Raw genomic sequence first — 22,989 nt, forward strand, 5'->3', positions numbered from 1 at the left:
CGTTTGAAATCCGGATTTTTCATACCTATTCATCGTCCATTAGTTTATAATAAGCATAAATGTAAGCGCTTTAAAAATGGGAGGGGAATGAATTGCGTGTCCTGATAATCGAAGATGAACCGTTGACAAGGCGTGGACTGATAAAGTTGCTGCAAACGATTCGAGTGAAAGGATTTAATCTGGACAGCATCTCCGAGGCTGCCTATGCAGAAGATGCAATTCCTTATTTGCAAGAGGGAAGGTATGACATTATTTTCACCGATATTGAAGGCGGGGAAATGAACGGTTTGGAACTGATATCCGGGTACAAAGAGTTGCAGGGGGAGGCGCAGTGGGTCATCGTATCCGGATACGACAGCTTCACCTTCGCTCAGAAAGCGATACTCTGCGGGGTTAAAGAATACTTGTTGAAGCCGATTACCAAGGAAAAACTTTCCCAAACCGTCGAGCGGTGTCTGCAAGGATTGAAAACCAAACAGCATGACTTTATCGGGGCGGATGAAATCGATGAATTGCTGGCTGGGCTGGGAGAATCCATCTGGTCTCTTGATCGCCTGGAAGCGGAAAAAGTGTTTCAGGATTGGTCCGGACAGATGGAAGTGAAGCAGCTTTCCTCAGAATATTACTGCAACATTTTGAGCCATGTGATGGAAGTGCTTTTTCATCGGATTGCGTCCAAGGGCAGTCAATTGATGAACGCTTTCCACTGGGAAATTGCCGCAACGGGCAAGAGGGAAGCAGACAAGCTCTTTAGGAATAAATGCATAGAAATAATTCAACTGCTTGAGCAAAAGCGTAAAGGAAACGAGGTCGATCCGATTGAGATGGCCAAAAACTATATCCTCGACCATCTAGATGAAGAAATCAGCCTGGAAGAAGTCGCGGGAAAGCTTGGCTTAAATGCTTCCTACTTCAGCCAGCTGTTTAAAAGGGAAACCGGACAGACATTTGTGAAATACAGAAGCAGCCTGCGCATGGAAAAAGCCAAAGAGCTCTTGTTGAAAAAAGACATAAAAGTGATCGACATTCCTTTTCTGATTGGATTGAACGATCACCCGCATTTTACGAAGACGTTCAAAAAGTACACAGGACAGACGCCTTCAGGCTTTCGGAGGAAGATGGGGGTAGATTGATGAAGGGCTGGATATACCGTTTGAACATTCAACAGCGGCTGCTTGTTTATTTCGTCGTCGTCATCCTGGTCTCCGTCAGTCTGGTCACTTGGTTGTTTTACCGACAGACCACCCTGGAAATCAAAAAACAGTCAGAAGGCTACCTGGAGTATATTGTGGAAAATGCCAGTTATCAAACCGATTTGTTCATCCGGGATTTGGAATTGGCAACCTTGCCGTTGCTGACGGATCGCACCGTGAAAGGCTTTCTGGAAATCGATGAGAGCCAGAGGCTGGAGCAATATTACTATTCGAAAGAGATTAAAAGCCAGATGCATAATCTCAATTTGAAATATCAACACTTGAATCTGATCTATCTGCTGGGTGAAAACGGACAATATGTCCTTTCCAAAAATAAATCCTCCATGGAAGAAGAACCGTTTCCCTCCAAAGCGATCTATCGTAGCTTGCTAAAAACGACGCCGGAAAACGGACGGATTCGGCTGCTTGCCGATCGAAGTCTGTACAATCAGGAATATGTCGTCAGTATTGTCCGCAGGGTGCGCGGCTTGTCTTCGTTTGTACCGAAAGGGATATTGGGGGTGGAATTGAACGGAACGGCATTGGAAGAACTGTGGAACATCGCCCAGTTTGAAAATGGGACATCCCTTTGGATTTTCGATGATAATCATCGCGTTGTCTACCATCCAGATCAAAAATGGCTCGGCAATCCTATTGGCAAACAATTGGAAGATCAGTTAACCACCACCGACAAGAAAACATTTACGGGGGAATGGGATGGCACGGAAATGATTTTCTATGCAGACCACTCCGACCAGACTAATTGGACGCTGGTTGCGATGACACCGAAAGAGGTGATTTATGAACCGGTTGCCGGGATGAAAAAGCAGGTGGTATTCGTCCTGGTATTGTCTCTGATGGTAGCGCTGGTCGTCTCGATTGGATTCGCGAACAGTATTGTAAAGCCATTAAGGAAGATTCAAAAAGGTATGAAAAAAATGGAGATCGGTGAATGGGAACCGATAAAGCCGCTTCGAGGAACCGATGAAATAAGCAGTGTGGTCACCAGTTACAACAAAATGATCGACCGCTTGTCGACGCTCGTCGATGATTTATATGCCGCGGAATTGCAGAATCACAAAGTGTTATACGAAAAGCAAAAAATCGAACTTCAGGCCCTCCAGTCACAAATCAATCCTCATTTTCTCCATAACACACTGGAAACGATGAACTCTTATGCGATATTGAATGATGCGGAAGAAATTTCGGAAATGGCCATCGCCTTATCGCAAATGTTCCGCTACTCAGTTCGGAATTTGGAAATCGTCACCTTGGAGGACGAAATGAACCATGTGAAAAATTTCATGATTGTGGAAGAGCACCGATTTCAAAAGCATCTACCGATAACGTTCGAGATAGAGGAAGATCTTTTCGATGAAGAGGTGGTCAAGCTGTCTTTGCAGCCGCTGGTCGAAAACGCAATCCACCATGGTTTGCGCAAAAACCGCTACCAGGGGGAAATTACAATCCGGGCAGCCGCTGAAGAGAAGCGGCTTCGTGTGGAAGTCATCGATAACGGTGCCGGAATCACTCCTGCCCGACTGCGTGATATCCGGAAAGTTCTCCGGCGGGAAAAGTACGAGGATGTCAGCAACAAGATGGGAATCGGGGTCAGCAACGTCCATCGCCGGATTCAATTGTTATTCGGCGAACAATGCGGTCTGACTATTCAATCGCAGCAAGGTGAGGGCACCAAAGTTTCCATGGAAATACCTCGTAAGGACAGACGGATCAAGGCTGGTTGAAGACTGGCTAAAAAAAACCTTATTCCATCTAAAAAAATCAAAAGTGAAAACGTTTTCTTTCTTGTTATCATAAAGAATATCAATTCCAGAAAGGGGCACGATCATATGCCAGGAGAGTGGGAGCAGGCAGAACCAGGCGTGAAACGCAAAGTTTTCACACCCGGTAAATCATTGATGATGATGGAGGTCCACTTTGAAAAAGGGGCGGAGGGTTCGGAACATAGTCACCCGCATGAACAATTGACCTACTGCATGGAGGGTAGTTTCGAATTCACGATCGAGGGTGAAAAACATCTTGTGCACGCTGGAGAAACATTGGTGATCCCGGGCAATCAGGTCCATGGGGCACTGGCGCTTGAAAAAGGGATTTTGCTGGATACATTCACACCGCTCCGCGAGGATTTATTGAAGTAAAGAGCTTAAAGACGAAAGTCGAGGAAGGGGGCAGTCCGTATGGAAGAGGGGATGATGGGCAGGTTCAATCAATTCTGCGAACAAGTTTATTTCCTCGTGGCAGTTCAGCTGCGAGCCATGGCCGGCCTGTTGGCGGGCGGGATTGTTTTCGGTTTATTTCCGGCATTGTATGCTACATTCGCTGTCATGGAGGCACGCCTTCGCCATCCGGAAACGGAAATAAACTCAGGCGGTGTTTTTTGGTCTGTCTATAAAGCTAGTTTTTTGAAATGCCAACTGTATGGTTATGTCTGGCTGGCTCTCGGTTTGTTTCTTTATTACGACATCCGGCTGTTGTTCAGCTATCCGAATGTACCTGTGTTTGTCGCAGCCTGTTTTCTGGTCAGTCTGTTGTTCATCTACCTGTTGTCATCCTTGCTTATCCTGCCGATAGCTGTTCGTTACCGGTTGCCGGTTTTAAACAGCGTCCGTTTTTCGGCAACGATTGCCATCTTGATTCCGATTGTTTCCTTGGCTTTAACCGTTTTGATAATAGTTTGCGGGCTGGTGTTGGCTTATGTTCCGCTGTTGTTTTTGATTTGCGGAATCAGCTTCCTTGCTGCGGCCTGTACCAAAATCGCCTCTTTTGCTTTCAGAAGGATGGAGCGAAGCGGCTATCTGCGGTTGGAGGATGCTTGAAGCTGGCTATATCTATAACAAACGTTTTGGAAAAGGAGTGGGAGAATGATTGATTTACAAGGGAAAAAGGCGCTCGTGACAGGGGGCGGGACCGGAATCGGGAGAAGTATCGCCCTCGGAATGGCCGAAGCAGGTGCCGATGTGGTTGTCCATTATGGGAAAAACAGAGAGGGTGCTGAGGAAGTAGTCCGGCTGATTGAAGGATTCGACTGTAAAAGCCGGCCAGTCCAGGCGGATGTATTGAAAAGTGGTGACATAGACAAGTTGGCTGCTGAAACAGCAGCTTTTTTTAACGAAGAGCTTGATATTTTGGTGAACAATGCAGGCCACATGGTACAACGGGCGACAATCGAGGAGATGAGCGAGGAACTGTGGCACAAGGTGATCGACGTTAATGTGACCAGCACTTTTCTCGTCACAAAAGCTGTCCTGCCGTTGCTGAAGGCGGCAAAAAAGGAGGGGGGAATAGGCGGAAAGGTCGTCAACATGACGTCGGTTGCCGCCCATAATGGAGGCGGCCCGGGGGCATCTGCTTATGCTGCATCAAAGGCCGCTGTCCTGACGTATTCAAAAGCGTTGGCCAAAGAGCTGGCTCCTTCCCATATAACGGTCAATGCCGTGTCACCAGGTTTTATTGGCAATACACCGTTTCACAATACATTTTCCACAGCAGAAGGACGGACCAACACGGTTAAATCGATTCCTTTGCAGCGCGGGGGCGAACCAGAAGATGTAGCAGGAGCTGTGCTCTATCTCGTCTCCGACCTTGCAGGTTTCCTCACAGGCGAAACCATCGAAATAAACGGCGGCATGTACATGCGCTGAGAAGTTAACGGGGACAGTCCCCCAACATGGTAGCACTGCGTCTTGGTAGAGTGGCGGGGGACTGTCCCCGCAAGTTCTAAAACCGGCAAGTCGGTGATCTGTAATGCGGGGGATTGGAATTTCGGAAACTTAATTTCAATGATCCTGGCAGTAATAGGAAAAGGAAGCAAAAGCATCGTGCCCTTTGGCATGGTGCTTTTTTAACATATAAAGGACGAATCGAAAGAGGTTCCAGGAAAACAATTTTTTGAAGTTCCCCCAACTGTCAGGAAAATAATGTTAACATGAAGTTACCTACTGATTAGAAAGAGTGACAAGCATGAGGAATCCATTATCCAAAAAGATTTATAGAAGAATGCTTTTGCGGGATTTGTTTTTCGGAAGACTGCATAGCTGGATCCTGTTACTTCTATACGCATTGCTGTGGAAGGTTTTGTTCACGATTACAAAAATAGGTCAGCTGAAGACAAATGTCCCCTTGTTTATGGTTATCGGTGCAGGACTGTTACTTCTCTTAATCTATCAGGTCAGTCTATACCGAAAGCAAATGAAAAAAGTGTATTTATATAATCCGGACAATCACTTGGAAATCCGCGATTCCAAACTGGAGATTTACTCCCCTGCTGAAGGAGGGCGGCACACTCTTTCACTGGATGATTTGATCAGGTTGAAAGAAAACAAACAGTGGTATTTTTTATACTTCAACGATAAAACATTTTTCCCAATACTAAAAAGCAGTACTCTTTCGCTGGATAAATTGAAAAAATCCAAGTCTCTCCCTTTCGCTGTTTGGATGGCGGCACCTGTTCTTCTGCTACTTTTTACGGGACTCGGGGCATACAATGTCGGAAAAAATGCAGTCAACTTCAACGGAGCATTGGCCTGGAAAATAAATGAGCTGAAGACCGATACGAAAATCAGATTGGGCAACGATGATTTTTTCACTGCCAAGTTGGAAGGCATTATGGAAGATGTAAAAGAAAAGATGGACATGGAACCGAATCTGATGACGAATGATGTAGAAATTGAGTTTGACAGAGATGGAACGATTACCAGTATCTATATGTATCTTTATGGATACGATGATGACCACTTATTGCGATCCGGGTATTTGATCTATTCAGACGAACCTGCTGGCAATAGGGTGACCGTCCATAAACAGGATTGGGAGGGAGAAGGGACTGAAACCTACAATCCTGCCAATGATTTTTCCATCGTCATCAATATGTTGGATAATATCGATTTGGAAGCAGACATGAAAAATTGGGAAGAAAATCATTTTGGCGTGCTTTATAAAGGCATCCGAAACTGGGGAGGCAATCATGAAGGGATTGTGTACCTGGATGAAAATGGGGAGCGCAGCTTGCCTTCTGGTTTTGAAGGGGATATCGCCGGCCCGTCCGTTTCCTTATATGTTCCGGGAAAAGAGGAACAGATTACGCCGATACGCTATGTATTTAAGCCGTCGTTAACAATAAATAAACAGGGGGAGATCAAGTGAAACAGGCTCTTTTGGTAATTGATGCGCAACAGGATTTAATGGACGGAAGCAAGGTGGAAGAAGGGGTTGTGGAAAAGGATAAAATCATTGCCAACATCAATTTGGTAATTGAAAAGGCTAAGAGCAATCGGGCATTACTTGTATTTGTGAGAGATTTAGAAGTCGCATTAGGGAAGGGCGCAGGGTTTCAAATACATGAAGATATCAATGTTCCGCCTGAAGCTGTCATTTTCGATAAGGAGGCAACCAACTCCTTTTACAGAACGCCATTAAAACAATATTTACTCGAAAATGAGGTAGAACATTTAGTTGTGATGGGGTGCAAAACAGAACATTGCATTGATACAGCTGTCAGAACCGCTACCATCAATCAGTTTGATGTAACGCTGGTCGGGGATGGTCATACGACAAGCGATTCCCAGGTATTGCCGGCACACAAGATCATCCATCATCATAACAGGACACTGCATGGACATTACAATGTCGATCATTTTTCCATGGTTCGAAATGCGGAGGAAGATTTATTTCGACCAGAGCATGATAAATATAGAGAAGTAGAAAATTGAACTTTTGCGTGTTGGGTGGAATAAGGAACACGCCTGTATAATCAAATCTACTTTCGTTTTCTAGTGGAAAACAAATGGAAGGGAAAGATACTAGCAGAGAGTCTTCGGATAAACCAAAAAAGCCAGGGGCTCTTTTTTGTTGCCCAAGTTTCCGTAAGGTATAATCGGTAAAGAAAGGCAGGGGAGGAATATGTTTGATAGCATTAAGAATACGATTGAAAATGCAGGCTTTGGCCGGAAAGGGATCATGAAGAGGTACATTAAAACTTTTTCGGCGAATAATCTGGAAGAAGATGAGCAGCTGCTTGGAGTGGCAGCTCCAAGCGACAAACCGACCCAATTGTTATTTGTGACGAGTAAAAAAACATGTTTTTATCATATGGCGGCTTCTGATCAATCGAATGATGTAAAGGTGGCAAATGAAGAGATAACTTCCTGTGATGTGAAAAGGGACAATGGACTTGCAGGGATCACTATCGGAACAGCAAAAGGACCGATCAACATAAATAAAGTGCCGGAACAAACAGCCAATCAAATCAAAGAAATCCTGACCAACCTTTCATAGAAGAAGGCGTGTTGGGGACAGTCCCCCGGTTTGATTTTGCAACGGGAGGGTCTGACCCGTGTCGAAGGTTGTCGGATTGTTGTGCTTTTAATTGGGAGCGCTTTAGTTTATACTTTTATTATTACAACAAAAGTTAGAATAAAAGTGGGGAACGCGATGAGAACGTTACACTTAAACTTCGAAGAAGCAATCGAAATATGCAAAGCAATATCGAATAAACATAGAATGGCCATACTGCGTCTCTTGAGTGAGCGGCCGCACAATGTCAACGAATTGGCCGAGCGGTTGGATTTGCCGTTTTCGACCACTGCAGTGAATGTCAAAAAACTGGAGGATGTCGATTTGATTATTACAGAATTGCTTCCAGGACGGGGCACGCAAAAAATCAATACGAAAAATTATGATCAAATTGTTATCGATATCGGTCCGCAGGAAACCAAAAAACCGGAGCATGCCGTCGTGTACGATATGCCGATCGGCGAGTACAGCGATTGCGAAGTGGAGCCGAGCTGCGGTCTGGTCGGGGAAACGGACTATATCGGGATACAGGATGATCCGCGTTCTTTTTACGAAACCGGTCGTTCTGAAGCACAGCTGCTATTCTTCAAAGCAGGGCATGTCGAATATCGATTTCCGAACCGGCTTCCATATGGAGACAAGGCAACGCAAATCGAATTCAGTGCCGAGCTATGCTCGGAAGCGCCTTTGTACAAGTTGGATTGGCCATCGGACATAACCGTTTGGGTGAATGGTCATGAAATTGCCACTTGGACTTCACCTGGAGACTTTGGCGGCGAGCGTGGTTTTCTAACCCCTGACTGGTGGATGACCAACCATACCCAGTACGGTTTGTTGAAAAATTGGCGGATTACAGAAGAGGGCTGTTTTCTTGATGGAATGAAAGTAAACAGCGATTGTACGATTGATACATTGAAAATAGCAGAAAAGCCTTTCATATCCTTCAAAGTTGGAATAAAAAGCGATGCTGTGAATATGGGCGGCTTGAATTTATTTGGAAATAAGTTCGGAAATTATGAACAAGGTATTGTGATGAAACTGAAAGTGGAAGAAAAAGATTAACACATCACCCCTATAAACACCTGTAGAGCGCTATTGGCGGCCTGCAGGTGTTTGTTTATGGAAACATGTTATACAGGTTTGTTTATAATATTTTTTAATATTTTATTACAATAATAGTTGAAATAAAACGTGTTTATATATTATAATAGCCGCATGAAAGGGTTTACATCGATACAGGAGGGAGGAGGGACCAAATAACGGTAAAGAAAGTGTTGCTATTAGGAATGATTTGTACAGTGTTGTTCGGGTGTTCATCAGGAGGGGGACAAACTGAAACACAAGAGACGTATCAGAATCCTGTTTATGTACCAGTTATGGCAGACCCTTCGATCATTAAAGCAGATGATGGCTACTATTATGCTTATGGCACCGAGGATGCATGGGGCGATGATTCGGAAACGAAACTGGTGCCTATCGTCCGGTCGGAAAATATGACGGACTGGGAATTCATCGGTGAAGCTTTCAATGAAAAACCTGAGTGGAAGGAATCCGGCGGCAGTATCTGGGCACCTGATATCCACCATTACCGGGGCAGCTATTATTTGTATTATTCTTTATCTGTCTGGGGTGATAGCAATCCTGGCATCGGGGTGGCCGTTTCAGACACACCCGAAGGGCCGTTCGAAGACAAGGGAAAATTGTTCACAAGTGAAGAAATAGGCGTGGACAATTCCATTGATCCATTTTTCTATCTGGAAGACGATCAAGCCTATCTGGTCTGGGGAAGCTTCCATGGCATTTATGGAGTGGAACTGGCAGAAGACGGATTGTCTGTGCAAGGCGAACCGTTCGAAATCGCTGGCACAGACTTCGAGGCACCCTACATTGTAAAACACGACTCACAGTATTACTTTTTTGGTTCAAAAGGATCCTGTTGTGAAGGAGAAAACAGCACCTATCAGGTGGATGTCGGACGTTCGGACAACTTTACCGGTCCATATGTGGACCAGGAAGGCAAACCGTTGACGGAAAATGGCGGAACGACCATATTGTCCGCCGACACAGAGAGCAAGTTCGCCGGGCCTGGTCACAACGCCATTTTAACCGATGAAGCAGGAAAGGACTGGATAGTGTACCATGCGATCGAAAAAGAAGATCCATTGTTATGGTCAGGCGCTTCCAGACGGCCGATGATGATTGACCCGATTAACTGGGAAGAAGGCTGGCCGGTTGTTAGGGACGGCCAGCCAAGCGAGGAACCGCAGGAAGCCCCTGTCACCGAGTAGACGGATTATATTTTTTAAAGGATATGTAAGCGCTTATTTTATAAAAAAAGGAGTGGCGTGATGAAACAGACGAAAAGATGGTTGGGCACCTTATTTGTTGGATTTTTGGCTATGGTCCTGGCAGCCTGCAGCGGAAACAGCGGAGTGGCAGACAATGGGGGAGGAAGCGGAGACGAAGGCGGATCTGGTGACAGCTCCGAAATAACGCTTTGGGCACCATTCTCCGGTCCGGATGGTCCGTATATGAAAGAAATTGTCGATGGCTACAATGATTCACAAGATGAATATACAGTCGACTTTCAAATTGTTCCGCAAACGGAATATTATAAAAACGTCGATTTGGCTATCAATGGCGAGAAGAACATGCCAGACGTGATGATCATGCACGGCGATCAGATTTTCACTTATGCGGAAAAAGATGTGCTCCGTAATATGGACGATATCATGGGCGATGAAATCAGTGAAGAAGAATATCATCCTAGTGCGATAGAAGGTGCTTCGGTAGACGGTGAGCTATATGGTGTACCTCTGGATATCCATCCACTACTGTTCTATTGGAATAAAGATATGTTTGAAGCGGCCGGCCTTGATCCGGAACAGCCGCCGACCAACCGGGAAGATTTCATTGAATATGCACAGAAGCTCACGGATAAAGAAAACAATCAATGGGGATATGCCGTTCCTACCCTATGGCCACAGGAATTTATTTTTCCGACAATCGTCAATCAAAATGGCGGTGAGTTGTATAAAGATGGGCAGGTGCAATTCACCTCCGATGCGGTGGTAGAAGCGTTGGAATTTGAAAAATCACTAATCGAAGAATATGAAGTTTCACCGAAAGACGTTCAGCAGGACGGTGAAGTCACCTTGTTCCTTCAAGGAAAGAGCGCCATGCAGTTGAACGGTCCATGGATGCTTGAGCAGTGGGAGGATTCTGGTATCAACTATGGCGTTGCACCGGTTCCCCAGCTAGGAACAGAGCAAGAAGGCGTCTATGCCAACTCGCACAACTTTGTAATCCCGCAAAACACCGACGATGCGAAGCTGGCCGCGATTACAGATTTCTTAAGCTATGTTGGAGACAATGCCATTTCCTGGGCAGAGTCCGGCCAGGCACCGGCATCGAAAGCCGTATATGAGAGCGATGAATTCCAGGAAGTGAACGACCAGTCACCTCAAGTTGCCAAGCAATTCGATTATGTCAGCTTTGCCCCTGATGTAGATAACTGGGGCCTTGCAACCAGCCCGTTGATGGAGGCGGTCAATGTAGCGCTGCTGGGACAAAAAGGTGTTAAAGAAGCATTGGAAGAAGCACAACAAAAAGCTTCTCAAGCATTGGAAGAGTAACCAGGATGGAATAAGCAGGCGGCGTAGGCTCCTGCTTATTCCATGAAATGCTACTCCCGGTAGGACACTAGCTACATGAAATCGAGGTGAAAACAATGGACAAAGTAATACAGCCAATCAGTAAAGCGAAAAGGGACCGGCGTTCCAAGCTGACTTCCTTTTTGTTCGTACTGCCATACTTAATCATGTTTCTGGCCTTTTTATTTTTTCCGCTCATTTACGGGATTTACATCAGTCTGAATGACTATAACTTATTGGCACAAGACCACCCATTTATCGGACTCGACAACTATGCCCGGATTTTCAATCCCGATTCCGCCATGTTCACTCTATTTTTCGACGGCTTGTGGAATACGATCAAATTCGTGGTTTTCTCGGTGCCGCTGCTCGTGATTATCGGTCTAGCCCTGGCGCTGCTGTTGAACAGCCTCCCGGGAAAAATCAGGGGATTGTTCCGTACCATTTATTTTATACCGTACGCGATTTCGGTTTCGGTCATTTCCATCTTGTTTTTATGGATTCTCGATACCAATTCCGGATTGCTGAATAATTTTCTAATGAATCTTGGTTTTGATCCGGTCCCATGGCTGACCAGGCAGCCATTTGCCTGGATTTCCCTGGTTGGAGCGACAGTCTGGTGGACGCTTGGCTTCAACATGATCATTTTCATCAATGCACTTAATGAGGTGCCGGAAGATATGTATGAGGCAAGTGCCATCGACGGGGCTACCGCCTGGCAAAAGTTCATTCACATAACACTTCCGTCGATACGGCCAATCATGTTGTTTGTCGTGATCACTTCGACGATCGCTTCCTTCAATGTGTACGGTCAGCCGTATTTGATGACAAGAGGCGGTCCTGGCGATTCGACCGAGGTATTGCTGATGGGTATTGTCGACCTGGCATTCGAGCAGCGCGAGCTGGGGATTGCTTCTGCGATGGCACTGCTGATGTCCTTGATCATGATTGCTGTGTCGATTGTCCAGTTCAAAATATCCAATCGGAATCAAGAAGGAGGGAAAACCAGATGAAACAAACGGGAAAAAAGACGGTGTTGGTCATTCTTGCAGCCATCCTCGCATTGTTGTTTCTGATCCCGCTTGCCTGGATGATTTCGACTTCCTTTAAAAATGACTTCGAAGCGATTGCCGGAGGGTTGAACTGGATACCGGAAGATTTCACTTTTGAAAATTATACGTACACCTTGCTTGGTGAAGGGGTGGATGTCCCGATCTTCAAGTGGATGTTCAACTCCTTGTTTGCCGGAATTGCCGGCACTACCATCATCGTTGCCATCGATGCGATGGCCGCCTATGGGCTGGCAAGGCTGGACGTTCCGTTGAAAAAATATTTATTTCCTTTGTTCATCAGTACGTTGATGATCCCTTTTGTCATCACGTTTCTTCCTATGTATATGCAGTTCAGTAACTTGGGGCTGTTGAACACCTATGCTGTGTTGATTTTTCCATACACAGCCAACGCATTCGGCGTTTTTTTACTCTATCAATTTTTCCGGTCGTTTCCGAAAGAATTGGAAGAAGCGGCACACCTGGACGGTGCGAACAAATGGCAAATATTCATACGGGTCGTAGTTCCTTCCGCCAGGCCGATTTTGTGGACATTGGCCATCTTCTCCTTCATGCAGATTTATAATGACTTTCTCTGGCCGCTGGTGGCGACGAATACGCCGGAGATGCGGACGATCACTACAGGAATCGCGATTATGCAGCAGGGAAGCTTCGTTTCCTCGTACGGAAAATTAATGGCATTGACGACAATTGCCACAGTGCCGATTTTGATAGTGTTTTTAATCGGCCAGAAGCAATTGATCAAAGGTATTACGCAGACAGGTATCAAATAATTCATCGGAGGTAGCATATGGCAAACTTACAAGCAGAATATCCAAGGCCTCAATTTCAAAGAAAACAATGGTTGAATTTAAATGGAGAATGGAACTTCGCTTTCGATGACGAGCAAGTCGGTTTAGTAGAAAAGTGGTACCGTTCTTTCCCGGAAAACAGGAAAATACAGGTTCCCTTTGCATACCAGGCGTCCAACAGTGGGATTGGAGATGCTTCCTTTCATGATGTTGTCTGGTATCACCGTACATTTTCGGTCCCTGAAGAATGGGATGGTCAGGAAATCACCCTTCATTTCGGTGCGGTTGATTATCGGGCATGGGTTTACGTTAACGGCCAGCAAGTTGTCTATCATCAGGGAGGAAACGTCCCTTTTTCCGCAGCAATCACTCCGTACTTGAATGAAGAAGGGAACGATTTGGTTGTACGCGTGGAAGATCCTTCCGAGGACACTACAATCCCTCGCGGCAAGCAATACTGGCATGAACAGTCCGCTTCAATTTTTTACACTAGGACGACGGGCATCTGGCAGACAGTTTGGCTGGAGCCCACTGCAGATACATCGATCGGACAGGTGCGTTGGACACCTGATATTGATAACGGCTCGATTGAATTGGAAACAGAAATTGATGGAAATATCGGAGAACAGACAGAATTGCTCGTCGATATCTTTTTCAAGGGAGAGCCAATTATCTCCGAGCGCATGCATGTGTTTCATCCTCATCTGAAAAGAAGCTTTGATATTCGCAGTCGTTTCACCGACCGCAGCAATATTCATGGTCCAGGCTGGTATTGGAGTCCCGAACATCCGAATTTGTTCGATGTCACATTTCGGTTGATACATGGGGGAGAAACCTTGGACCATGCAGAGAGCTATTTCGGCATGCGTAAGGTGTCTGTGGAAAACGGTATTTTTATGCTGAACAATAAACCGTATTATCAAAAGCTGGTATTGGACCAAGGGTACTTTCCGGGAGGATTGCTGACCGCCGAGTCGGATGAGGCACTGAAACAGGATATCGTGCTGGCAAAAAAAATGGGGTTCAACGGAGCACGAAAACACCAGAAGGTCGAAGATCCCCGTTACCTGTATTGGGCAGACAGGTTGGGCTTCCTCGTGTGGGGAGAAATGGCCAATTGCTCGGAATACAGTGAAGCGGCTGTCGAGCGGATCTCGGCAGAGTGGACGGAAGCGATTAAGCGCGATTATAACCATCCTTGCATCGTCGCATGGGTTCCGCTAAATGAAAGCTGGGGAATTTCACGCGTCGCAAGGGAATCCCAGCAGCAGCACCATTCCTTGGCCATGTATTATTTGACGAAGTCATTGGATACTACCCGCCCGGTTGTTTCGAATGAAGGTTGGGAGCATACAATTTCCGATATTTGCGGGATTCATAACTACCGCTCAGCAGAAGAAATGGCTGCAGCATATCAGACAACAGAATCAGCCGTGACGACAGAACCTGCACAGCGGCCGATATATGCACGCGGCTTCAGTCACCGGGGAGCGCCGATTTTGGTGACCGAATATGGCGGAATAGCATACGACGTCAAAGAAACCGATCAGCCGGATGGATGGGGGTATTCCGCCGTTCAATCGGGAGAAGATCTGATCGAACAATACCGGCAGATGACCGAGGCACTGCTCCATGCGCCAGCCCTGCAAGGATTCTGCTATACACAATTGACAGACGTCGAACAGGAAATCAACGGCTTGCTCACTTATCACCGCAAACCAAAATGCGACCTCGAAGCAATCCGCCAAATCAACCAAAGCAAACATTAGCGGGGACAGTCCCCATACACAGAAAACATCCCTCTTTTGGGATGAAAAGCGTTGCTGGGGCCTGACCCCACCAAGGGGTGAATGGCTGAATTACTGTAGAGGAATGCCTTATATGAAGGGATTTCATTTTGGGGAGGCAGCATTTTAGGGGGTCAGTCCCCAAAAGATGGCAAACTAAATTGCCATACCGGGGACTGACCCCCCTCCTCTCTGACCCCCCTCCTCTACGCCTACTCGACCGCCTGGCACCAAAAAAACCTCCGCAGCCCGAACAGGCGCGGAGGTTTTTGGGGTCAGGCGGTTTTTCTACTACTGTTGACCAGCAAGATAATGTACAGGAGCATGGACACGAAGACGGATGCGCCCGCTGTCAGGTAAATGAAACTATACCCGAAAGCACTGGCGATTTGCCCGAATGCCATCGCTCCTACACCGACTCCTAAATCGAAGAATGAGAAAAAAGTGGCATTGGCCATGCCTTTACGGTTGGCTGGAGCTTTATCGACCGACCATGCCTGCAATGCTGGCTGCACGCTGCCGAAGCCAAGTCCGTACAAGGCAGCAGCGATATACAAGACCAGTGAATTCGGCAGCCAGACCAGCAGTATCATGGCACTGAGAATCATCAACGTTCCCGGAAGAAAGACCAGCAGGTGTCCTTTCTTGTCATATAGTCTGCCGGCAAAAGTCCGTGAAACCATTAAAAACAGCGCGTAGACAAGAAAGTACATCTCGATACCTGCGATACCTTCTTCAGCTGTATATAGAGGAAGAAAAGAAGCAATTCCTCCAAAAGTCACTGTAATAAAGAACAACAGCACGGAAGGCTGGATAGCGCTTTTTTCGAAAATGTCAAACTTCACGGTGACCGTCTTATGGCTGGATTGCTCCACTTTTTTATATCGGATCTGGGATGACAGGACGAGAGCAACTACCCCGAGGGCGGAACAAATCAAAAACAGCTGCGTGAAGGAAATCTTGCCTGCCAAGGTCAAACCGAGAGCCGGACCGAAAGCAAGTGCCAGGTTGCCGGACAATCCAAAATAGCCCATTCCTTCGCCTCTTCGTTTCGGCGGAATCAGGTCGGTGGCAATGGTCCCCGTAGCCGTCGTGGAAAACCCCCAACCAATTCCCTGTATGACACGCATGACAAATAAAAAAGCGATACTTGCGATAATTGCATAAGAACCGACAGAGATGACAAAAATGGCAAGGCCGATCATATAGACGAATTGCCTTCCTCTTGATTCTAAGGCATGCCCGGCATATGGACGCAGTAATAGAGCGGAAAAAGTGAAAATACCCGTAATGATTCCGATTAATTGATCACTGCCACCTAATTGCTGGACAAACAGTGGTATGGTGGGCAACGTCATTTGAAATCCAAGGAAAATAAAAAAGTTTGCCAAGCAAATCAGGGCAAAATCCTTTGTCCAAATTTTATCTTTTGAAGCGTTATCGGTAATTGTTTGTTCTGTCATGCAGCTCTCCCTTTCTTTCGAAACTCGAAATATAATTATACACGAGTTTGGCGATATGGGAATATATATGCTTGCTTAACGACTAAAGTATATATTCCCCTTCATTTAAGGCGATATCCATCTTTTTATCATTTTTTACCAGTCATCGCCGGTGAGAATTACTGGGAATGCAGAATCTGGGCTAATGAACTATTCGATATCTAAATTCTTCAATTCGAGAGGTTAGACTATTTAACTAAATCCTTAAAACGTGGGCAATATTACCTGGTTTTTACAAGGGTATAAATACTTAAAAATTTTTATTTGGAAACTAATTCCATGGAAAATTTAGTACCAAAATATCAATTTTCAAAAAATGACAGATAGTCAGTTGACAGTAAAATATTGGTTCATTAGCCTTAAGTAAGAAGGAGCAGACACTAACAATATTTTACTTAAAAGCCTTCAATTCAAACTATTTGTAAAGGGAGATGAGATGTATGGCAGGACAAATTCGTATGACGCCAGATCAACTACAGGCAAGAGCAAAAAGATATGGTCAAAGCTCGCAGCAAATCGAGCAAATCTTGAGAGATTTGACGAATCTTCAGGAAGAACTTCGTGGAGAATGGGAAGGTCGCGCGTTTGAACGCTTCGATGACCAGTTCAGAGAACTGAAGCCTAAAGTCCAGGACTTTTCCCAATTAATGCAGGATATTGAAATGCAGTTGACGAAAACGGCTGAGGCTGTGGCGCAACAAGATGAGGCTTTGTCACAAAACTTCGGGCTTAGATAAAATCCTGACCTCTCTGAGATGGGCTGCACGGCTGATGTTGTGCAGCTCAAATCTTGTCGGTTTCTATCATTCTAAGAAAATTGTAAATTGTTCAAAGAGCCACGTACGTTTGGCCGGTCACCGGCTGTACCGCGAATTACACTTCTATGTTGAAACCTCCAGAAAATCGGAGTGATCCTTAAACTCCACTGACTCGATGACTTTTTGAACGCACATCACAAATGGTTTAGTAGGAGATGTCCCATATGAAAAAACTCGATAAACGCTGGTTGTTATTTTTATTTTTGATTCTTATCCTTGGTTCTAGCTTATCTTACCTGGCGTTGAACCGGCAGACCGCTGAATCGGAAAAGAATGAAACAGATAAAGCTCAAAAAATGGCCATCGCTTTGGTCAATGAAGACAATGGTGCTTCATTGAATGGCGAAGAATTGGCTTTTGGTGATGCGTTTGTAGAAAGTATGAACAACCGGGAAGACCATGACTGGTTCGTTGTCAGCCGAGGTGTTGCCGAAAGCGGACTGGAACGGAATACATACGACATGATGATTGTCATCCCGGATGACTTTTCCGAAAAAGCTCTATCAATCGAGTCGGAAAACCCCGAACAAGTTGTACTCAACTATAAAATCAATGCCTCGGAAAACGAACAGATAAAAACAGAAGCAGAAAAGACAGCAAGCAACATATTGAACAATTTCAACCGCCAGATAATCGACGTTTACTTTGCCAGCATCGTCGGTAATTTACAGGACGCCCAGGACAACATCGGCGATATCATTTCCAAGCAGGCAGTATATACCCGGACGTTCAATAATCAGATTCAGGATCCTTTGGCAAATTATACGGATCAATTCGGCGCTATCCAGGATAATACCCGAATTTCCAAGGAAAGCTTCACAGGGTTCCAGGAAATCGTGAAAGACTTTGAAACCCAGCTGGCAGAAAACGCCGAACTGGATGAAAACTATCAATCAGGAATGCAGGAAGTCTTCCAGCTTGCTGAAAACAACGGCTCGCAAACGCTCGATTTCTCTCAATCTATCAATCAATTTGACGAATCGTTGAATCAATATGACGTCGAGCAGCAGTTAGATAATTTGAAGCAAGCCAATATCAACATCAATAACCAGTTTGCACAGCAGGATAACAGCCAGACAGAAGAACCGCCGGTCACCACGTTTATGCTCAGCCGGCAGAGCGTTCCCCAAGCGCCGACAAACAATATCAAACTGGGCGCTGCTGCCCTGCAAAAGCATTTGCAGGAATCACTGGCGAAAGTGGAAGAGACACAGCAAGAGATAGAAGAACGGCTGAATCCGGAAAATGAGAATGGTTTTACCGGTAAGGTCAAAACACAACTGGACGGTATTCTTGCTTCTGCATTCAGAAAAGATGAGGAGTTGAATATCAATAAACTTTTCGAAAATCCGGATGAGAAGGCAAGAGATTACATAAGCGAACAAATAGCACAGCTGCCTTCACTCGATGAAGAGGACTTTGGCGGAGAAGGACTGCCAGCGACTACCGTTAGAGATATTGAAAATGTCATTGCGGTAACCAACAAGTACAACCAAGAAATCGATTATACAGCTCCGAAAAACAACACGGAGGATATTTTGTCCCACAAAGTGAAAGCATTGAAAGAAAATCTTCACTATTCCGGCTTGACGATGACGGATACAGTCGAAATCGAGAATGTTGAAAGCTTAGACGGAGAGGAGCTTGCTACATTCGAATTGAATATTCCTGACAAAGTCAAGGACAAATACTCCGTAGATCGATTAGTAGTAGCGAACAAAGACTTCACCTATGAGTATCAACATGGCGAGCAAATTGCTTTTGAGCCCACTGAAGGAAATCTCTCGGTAAATGTTACTCTCAGTTTGGAAGATCTAAATAGTCAGATTGATATTTTCCAACCTATTCCTTGGAGTTGGAAGCTACACTTTCAAAATAAGAAAAAGGAACAAAGCGACACATCGGAAACAGCAATGATAGAGATTCCAGAGCCCAGCCTGGTTGCAAATACAAGTACAGAGAATACTGAAACGTCAACAAAATCGACCGGGGAGCAAACGGAACAAGCGGATGAGACAATATCTACTAACGATGCAACATCAGGGGAAAACGGAACCGGAGGATCAGGCGATGGAACAGACGGTTCTGGAGGAACGGATGACGGAAATACTGATGGATCTGGAAGCGGCGGCACAGGCGAAACGAATCCAGACGGTGACGATACCGCTACACCTCCTGATGACGGTGGAACCGATGGAGGTACAACTCCAGGGGAAGATCCTACGGAAGAAGAACCACCTGTTGAAAAAGTGACCATCACGGACAATCGTATTTCTCATAAAGTAATGACACCGCTCGAAGAAGCTGACAGTGCTACACAAAACCTAATCAATGCCGTCAACAGTTCGGTCGTGCCTTATCAGCGATTATATGCCACCTATGAGACATACTTTGGGTTGGACATGGATGCTGACGACTTAAGGAATGACTTGGCCGACAATTCACTGACTGATTTGGCTGGAAAAGCAAAAGACAAGTCGCTCTATTATTTATTCAATGAAAAAGATATCAAAACGCTGCTAAAAGACTATATCGTCGGAAAAATCGTGGACGATGTCACAGCAGAAATCCGGCAGCCTTGGGATAACCTGCATAGCAGAATAACCGCCTATCAGACCCAAGTTCAACAAGCCAAACAGAACGCTGACAAACTGGTCGAACGTATCAATCAGACTGCTGAAGAAGCTAAGAGGCTCAACAAGAACCTTGAAGCAACACTGTCCGACGTCGAAGCATGGCGGGAAAACAGCTTGCAGCTATTGGAATCCAACAACCAGCTGCAAACCAATCAAGAAGAAGAGCAAACTGCGATAATGGCGCTGGATCAGGACTTTCAGCCGCTCTTGAGTGCTAGTCAAAGCCTTTCCGAGCAGGCGCAGGGCAACCTGAATTCTGCCGAGACGGTGTATGACACATTCGATCAAATCGATGAGCAGGCGGATACGATTCAGGAAAGCGGTACGGATTTGGTGAGCCAGGCAGAAACGTTGTCAGTAGATATGACGAACAAGCTGCTGGCTGATCAGGAATTCGCCGAGAATTTCCAGGGAGTGCTGGCGAACAGCAGAGTAGGAGACAGACAGAATGAGGAGTTATACGAGTTTCTGTCCAATCCGGTACAAACAAGCAAACAAGGTACAACAAGATCGATAGGATCTGCAACGACGGAAAATACCTTTACACCGTATTACCTAGTGTTGATTTGCTTTATCGTCGTGTTGTTCACAGCTTATGTCATCTCGACAATCAACCAGAAACGCCGGTCGGAAGACGCATTTGAAACAGAAAAAACGTTGGCAGGCTTGAATGCGCCAATCACACTTGTTACCGGCGGAATCGGAGTGTTGGAGGGAATAGTTATCGGAGTGGTTTCTGGTTATTCAATGGGAATCACGGATAAAGCGCTGCTGCTTTTGACAGGTATGATCATTCTAATGATCACTGGCATGCTGCTGATAGCTACTTACCTATTGAGACAGCTGAAAATGGTGGGGATGTTCCTGCTTCTTATGGTACTCAGTATGTACCTCTTTGGTAAAAATGCCTTTGGTTCCGGGGTGGCAGGCATCGATTATTTGAAAACCTATTCCCCGCTCCACTACATTGAAGCACTGCTTATGAAAATCTGGGACGGCACAGCAAACTATCAATCCGCTCTGCTTATTACAATCGCAGCGGTTGTAGTGGGAGCTTTGGCAAATTTATTTGTCCTGCATCGTGCAGACAATGAAGGAGACATAGACGATGAAAGTGACGAAAAAGCTGGCTAAACATTCGCTTTTACTTGCCGTTTCATTGCTGGTGCTGTTTAGTATCGCAGCACCGGCTGTGGTGGCGGAGAAGAATGGCTCGCTCGAAATGAAAATTGACCGGATCAAAGAGGAACAAAATAACAGTCCTTCCAATCATGAAACGGAATTGGATAAAGTTTTTCCTGACTTATTCGCGGACGAAACCGCAACTGTCATCGAAAAAAAGGAGACAGAAAACAATCAATCAATGGAAGAATTGCAGGAAGAGCTTTTTGCAATGAAAAAGGAGCCAGGCACGCAACTGCACGCGACAAGGGATTCCTTGTTTAAAGAAAACTATAGCCTGACAGCCTCTGCCACGACAACTGCCGAGGAACCGGAAGCAACATCAGAGGAAAGTGACAGCGGTCTTGGAAACACCGTGTTAATGGCTTTGACCGGAGCAGGCCTGTTGTTATCCGGCGGACTTTACATCATGATGCAGAAAACACTTGGTTAGGAGATTGACGCATGGCAAAGGACACCCATATCAATGTGACGATGGATTTCAGCAAACGAATAAACGGGGGCGGGATCTACGATCTTCGTATCCCCTCTCAGTTGTCAGTAAAACAATTGCTTCAATATGTGATGGAAACGTTGAATTTAGCCTATGAGGACAGCCGCAGCAGCATCAAGGTGGTGACCAAGGATCTTCTGATCGCAGATGATGATATGGTAAGTGATTATCCTGTCACGGACGGAGATATTCTCCTTGTTTTATAACGGTTACTAGATAAAAGGAGTCATTCGATATGAAGGAAAAGACATTACAATTTGAACAACTTTCGCTTCCCGTTGGGATAGAAAAGAACAGCTGGCATTTAAAACTGCCGAAATCCCAAACAAATGTAAAAGATATCCGGCAGCTTGATTTGATGCTGCAGCCTTCCGAATACTTTTGTTCGTTGACAATCGAGGAAGAAGCGGATGCGTTCCAATTTGATTTCCAGGTGAACAGCAGAAGAAAGCAGTGGAAGCAAATTCTGAAGCTCCAGCGGAACGAAAAGTTAAGGCTTCTATGCAATGTGGGGAAACTGGAACGTTATTTAACTACTAGAATCACTTTTTTCCTGCATCCGGACAATGTGGTATTCGATGACAATCTCATGCCTGTCGTCGTCTACCGTGGAATCCGCGGACTGGTACCGCCGTACGAAATGGAAGAAAGTTCGTTTTTAAAGCAGTATAAGTGTTTTATCATCGCCTTGTTTTCCAAAAAATATGATTTTGACCAGCTGTATAACGGTTCTTTGAAGGATGTCAAAGAGACCGAGTTTCAGCGGAAAGTGAGCGAGATAGACACTTTGGAGCAGCTTCATGCTTTTTTGTTGGAAAGTTATGAGGAGGAGCAGCGTAAAACGGATAAGACGATGTCTGTGGTTCCGACAAAGCGCTTCAAGCTCTTTAAGCAGCTTTCCATCGGGATGATTGTCGCTGCTGTACTGCTGGCTGTCCCGGTGGTCTATTATGGGTTGATGAAAGTGCCTTTTCAGGATGACCTGCTCACTGCCCATGGTGAATACCTTGCCTCTTCCAACAGCGGAGTGATTTCGACGCTGGAAGATGCTGATCCGGAAAAGCTGCCGCAGCAGACAAAGTATATTCTGGCCAATGCTTACATCAATGTCGAGAATTTGTCTGAGTCGGAAAAAGAAGTAATCCTCAAGAATGTCAGTTTGAAAAGTGACGAAAATTACCTGCTTTACTGGATTTATAACGGACGGGGGGATTTCGATCAGGCGCTTGAAACGGCAAAATATATCGATGACCCGCAGCTGATCATGTACGGCTTGATCAAAAAGATTGAGCAGGCGAAAAACAACCCCGATTTATCCGGAACCGAACGGGATGAACTGGTCAACGAATTGCAGGATGAGCTGAATCGCTATCGTGAAGAGTACAATTTGGATGCGGATGAAGCCGGCGATGCTATACAGGACAATGCGGATGCCGGATCAGAAGAACAACCAGCGAACGATACGCAAAGCGAGCAAGAGGAACAACAGGAAAACGATTCTCAAGAACAAACAGAAAACAACGATGAATGACTTCATGTGTTCCAATTGCAA

General features: G+C 45.5%; 20 protein-coding genes. 19 read left to right on the forward strand and 1 reads right to left on the reverse strand.

Annotated elements, in window-relative coordinates:
• The first annotated feature begins 92 nt into the window (after positions 1 to 92).
• The 14 genes from F6X55_RS09940 (at position 93) to F6X55_RS10005 (ending at position 14,788) form a co-directional block, all read left to right on the forward strand.
• The gene (locus F6X55_RS09940) at positions 93 to 1,133 is read left to right on the forward strand and encodes a response regulator transcription factor (protein ID WP_153463009.1); all 1,041 of its coding nucleotides are present in this window, start codon (positions 93 to 95) and stop codon (positions 1,131 to 1,133) included.
• Positions 1,133 to 2,938 (forward strand): cache domain-containing sensor histidine kinase, encoded by a 1,806-nt coding sequence (locus F6X55_RS09945; protein WP_153463010.1) that lies wholly within the window; start codon positions 1,133 to 1,135, stop codon positions 2,936 to 2,938. Before F6X55_RS09940 ends, F6X55_RS09945 begins: the two co-directional genes overlap by 1 nt.
• Before the next feature lie 105 nt (positions 2,939 to 3,043).
• A complete protein-coding gene (locus F6X55_RS09950) occupies positions 3,044 to 3,352 on the forward strand; it encodes a cupin domain-containing protein (protein WP_153463012.1) in 309 nt (102 codons plus the stop codon).
• A 39-nt stretch (positions 3,353 to 3,391) separates the two neighbouring features.
• Entirely contained in the window at positions 3,392 to 4,030 is a 639-nt protein-coding gene (locus F6X55_RS09955; RefSeq protein ID WP_153463015.1) for a YesL family protein, read from the forward strand.
• A gap of 45 nt (positions 4,031 to 4,075) precedes the next feature.
• Entirely contained in the window at positions 4,076 to 4,855 is a 780-nt protein-coding gene (locus F6X55_RS09960; RefSeq protein WP_153463017.1) for an SDR family NAD(P)-dependent oxidoreductase, read from the forward strand.
• Between the two features lie 319 nt (positions 4,856 to 5,174).
• On the forward strand, positions 5,175 to 6,356 hold the full coding sequence (locus F6X55_RS09965; protein ID WP_153463019.1) for a hypothetical protein: 1,182 nt from the start codon (positions 5,175 to 5,177) through the stop codon (positions 6,354 to 6,356).
• On the forward strand, positions 6,353 to 6,922 hold the full coding sequence (locus F6X55_RS09970) for an isochorismatase family protein (RefSeq protein ID WP_026571196.1): 570 nt from the start codon (positions 6,353 to 6,355) through the stop codon (positions 6,920 to 6,922). The genes F6X55_RS09965 and F6X55_RS09970 overlap by 4 nt, the downstream gene beginning before the upstream one ends.
• Before the next feature lie 190 nt (positions 6,923 to 7,112).
• Entirely contained in the window at positions 7,113 to 7,487 is a 375-nt protein-coding gene (locus tag F6X55_RS09975) for a hypothetical protein (protein WP_026571197.1), read from the forward strand.
• 156 nt (positions 7,488 to 7,643) lie between these two features.
• Positions 7,644 to 8,567, forward strand: coding sequence for an ArsR/SmtB family transcription factor (locus F6X55_RS09980; RefSeq protein WP_153463021.1), 924 nt, complete (start codon positions 7,644 to 7,646; stop codon positions 8,565 to 8,567).
• Between the two features lie 224 nt (positions 8,568 to 8,791).
• Positions 8,792 to 9,793, forward strand: a complete 1,002-nt coding sequence (locus F6X55_RS09985) for a family 43 glycosylhydrolase (RefSeq protein ID WP_153463022.1) — start codon at positions 8,792 to 8,794, stop codon at positions 9,791 to 9,793.
• Positions 9,794 to 9,853: 60 nt separating this feature from the next.
• Positions 9,854 to 11,140: an ABC transporter substrate-binding protein gene (locus tag F6X55_RS09990; protein WP_153463024.1), complete on the forward strand. Its 1,287-nt coding sequence runs from the start codon at positions 9,854 to 9,856 to the stop codon at positions 11,138 to 11,140.
• A 95-nt stretch (positions 11,141 to 11,235) separates the two neighbouring features.
• Entirely contained in the window at positions 11,236 to 12,171 is a 936-nt protein-coding gene (locus F6X55_RS09995) for a carbohydrate ABC transporter permease (RefSeq protein WP_153463026.1), read from the forward strand.
• Complete coding sequence (locus F6X55_RS10000; protein WP_153463028.1) at positions 12,168 to 13,001, forward strand: carbohydrate ABC transporter permease; 834 nt, start codon at positions 12,168 to 12,170, stop codon at positions 12,999 to 13,001. The genes F6X55_RS09995 and F6X55_RS10000 overlap by 4 nt, the downstream gene beginning before the upstream one ends.
• A gap of 17 nt (positions 13,002 to 13,018) precedes the next feature.
• On the forward strand, positions 13,019 to 14,788 hold the full coding sequence (locus F6X55_RS10005) for a glycoside hydrolase family 2 protein (protein ID WP_153463030.1): 1,770 nt from the start codon (positions 13,019 to 13,021) through the stop codon (positions 14,786 to 14,788).
• Between the two features lie 293 nt (positions 14,789 to 15,081).
• Here the strand turns inward: F6X55_RS10005 and F6X55_RS10010 are convergent, their stop codons facing one another.
• Entirely contained in the window at positions 15,082 to 16,269 is a 1,188-nt protein-coding gene (locus F6X55_RS10010; RefSeq protein WP_153463032.1) for an MFS transporter, read from the reverse strand.
• Between the two features lie 479 nt (positions 16,270 to 16,748).
• On the opposite strand from F6X55_RS10010, the gene F6X55_RS10015 reads away from it, so the two are divergent.
• The 5 genes from F6X55_RS10015 to essB all read left to right on the forward strand — a co-directional run bounded on the left by F6X55_RS10015 (position 16,749) and on the right by essB (position 22,968).
• Positions 16,749 to 17,045, forward strand: coding sequence for a WXG100 family type VII secretion target (locus F6X55_RS10015; protein ID WP_026571199.1), 297 nt, complete (start codon positions 16,749 to 16,751; stop codon positions 17,043 to 17,045).
• Positions 17,046 to 17,290: 245 nt separating this feature from the next.
• Positions 17,291 to 20,896 carry a type VII secretion protein EsaA gene (gene esaA, locus F6X55_RS10020; RefSeq protein ID WP_161993070.1) on the forward strand — a complete coding sequence of 1,202 codons (3,606 nt, stop codon included), beginning with the start codon at positions 17,291 to 17,293 and terminating at the stop codon, positions 20,894 to 20,896.
• Complete coding sequence (gene essA / locus F6X55_RS10025) at positions 20,871 to 21,377, forward strand: type VII secretion protein EssA (RefSeq protein ID WP_153463036.1); 507 nt, start codon at positions 20,871 to 20,873, stop codon at positions 21,375 to 21,377. Before esaA ends, essA begins: the two co-directional genes overlap by 26 nt.
• Before the next feature lie 11 nt (positions 21,378 to 21,388).
• Positions 21,389 to 21,643: an EsaB/YukD family protein gene (locus F6X55_RS10030; protein WP_026571202.1), complete on the forward strand. Its 255-nt coding sequence runs from the start codon at positions 21,389 to 21,391 to the stop codon at positions 21,641 to 21,643.
• A 29-nt stretch (positions 21,644 to 21,672) separates the two neighbouring features.
• Entirely contained in the window at positions 21,673 to 22,968 is a 1,296-nt protein-coding gene (essB, locus tag F6X55_RS10035) for a type VII secretion protein EssB (RefSeq protein ID WP_153463038.1), read from the forward strand.
• The last annotated feature ends 21 nt before the right edge of the window (positions 22,969 to 22,989 follow it).

The organism is Sediminibacillus terrae, from assembly GCF_009602435.1.
Lineage (GTDB): Bacteria > Bacillota > Bacilli > Bacillales > Amphibacillaceae > Sediminibacillus > Sediminibacillus terrae.

Coding starts and splice junctions, on each gene's coding strand:
- F6X55_RS09945 (WP_153463010.1), top strand. CDS start 1,133: ATGAAGGGCTGGATATACCGTTTGAACATTCAACAGCGGCTGCTTGTT.
- F6X55_RS09950 (WP_153463012.1), top strand. CDS start 3,044: ATGCCAGGAGAGTGGGAGCAGGCAGAACCAGGCGTGAAACGCAAAGTT.
- F6X55_RS09955 (WP_153463015.1), top strand. CDS start 3,392: ATGGAAGAGGGGATGATGGGCAGGTTCAATCAATTCTGCGAACAAGTT.
- F6X55_RS09960 (WP_153463017.1), top strand. CDS start 4,076: ATGATTGATTTACAAGGGAAAAAGGCGCTCGTGACAGGGGGCGGGACC.
- F6X55_RS09965 (WP_153463019.1), top strand. CDS start 5,175: ATGAGGAATCCATTATCCAAAAAGATTTATAGAAGAATGCTTTTGCGG.
- F6X55_RS09975 (WP_026571197.1), top strand. CDS start 7,113: ATGTTTGATAGCATTAAGAATACGATTGAAAATGCAGGCTTTGGCCGG.
- F6X55_RS09980 (WP_153463021.1), top strand. CDS start 7,644: ATGAGAACGTTACACTTAAACTTCGAAGAAGCAATCGAAATATGCAAA.
- F6X55_RS09985 (WP_153463022.1), top strand. CDS start 8,792: ATGATTTGTACAGTGTTGTTCGGGTGTTCATCAGGAGGGGGACAAACT.
- F6X55_RS09990 (WP_153463024.1), top strand. CDS start 9,854: ATGAAACAGACGAAAAGATGGTTGGGCACCTTATTTGTTGGATTTTTG.
- F6X55_RS09995 (WP_153463026.1), top strand. CDS start 11,236: ATGGACAAAGTAATACAGCCAATCAGTAAAGCGAAAAGGGACCGGCGT.
- F6X55_RS10000 (WP_153463028.1), top strand. CDS start 12,168: ATGAAACAAACGGGAAAAAAGACGGTGTTGGTCATTCTTGCAGCCATC.
- F6X55_RS10005 (WP_153463030.1), top strand. CDS start 13,019: ATGGCAAACTTACAAGCAGAATATCCAAGGCCTCAATTTCAAAGAAAA.
- F6X55_RS10010 (WP_153463032.1), bottom strand. CDS start 16,269: ATGACAGAACAAACAATTACCGATAACGCTTCAAAAGATAAAATTTGG.
- F6X55_RS10015 (WP_026571199.1), top strand. CDS start 16,749: ATGGCAGGACAAATTCGTATGACGCCAGATCAACTACAGGCAAGAGCA.
- esaA (WP_161993070.1), top strand. CDS start 17,291: ATGAAAAAACTCGATAAACGCTGGTTGTTATTTTTATTTTTGATTCTT.
- essA (WP_153463036.1), top strand. CDS start 20,871: ATGAAAGTGACGAAAAAGCTGGCTAAACATTCGCTTTTACTTGCCGTT.
- F6X55_RS10030 (WP_026571202.1), top strand. CDS start 21,389: ATGGCAAAGGACACCCATATCAATGTGACGATGGATTTCAGCAAACGA.
- essB (WP_153463038.1), top strand. CDS start 21,673: ATGAAGGAAAAGACATTACAATTTGAACAACTTTCGCTTCCCGTTGGG.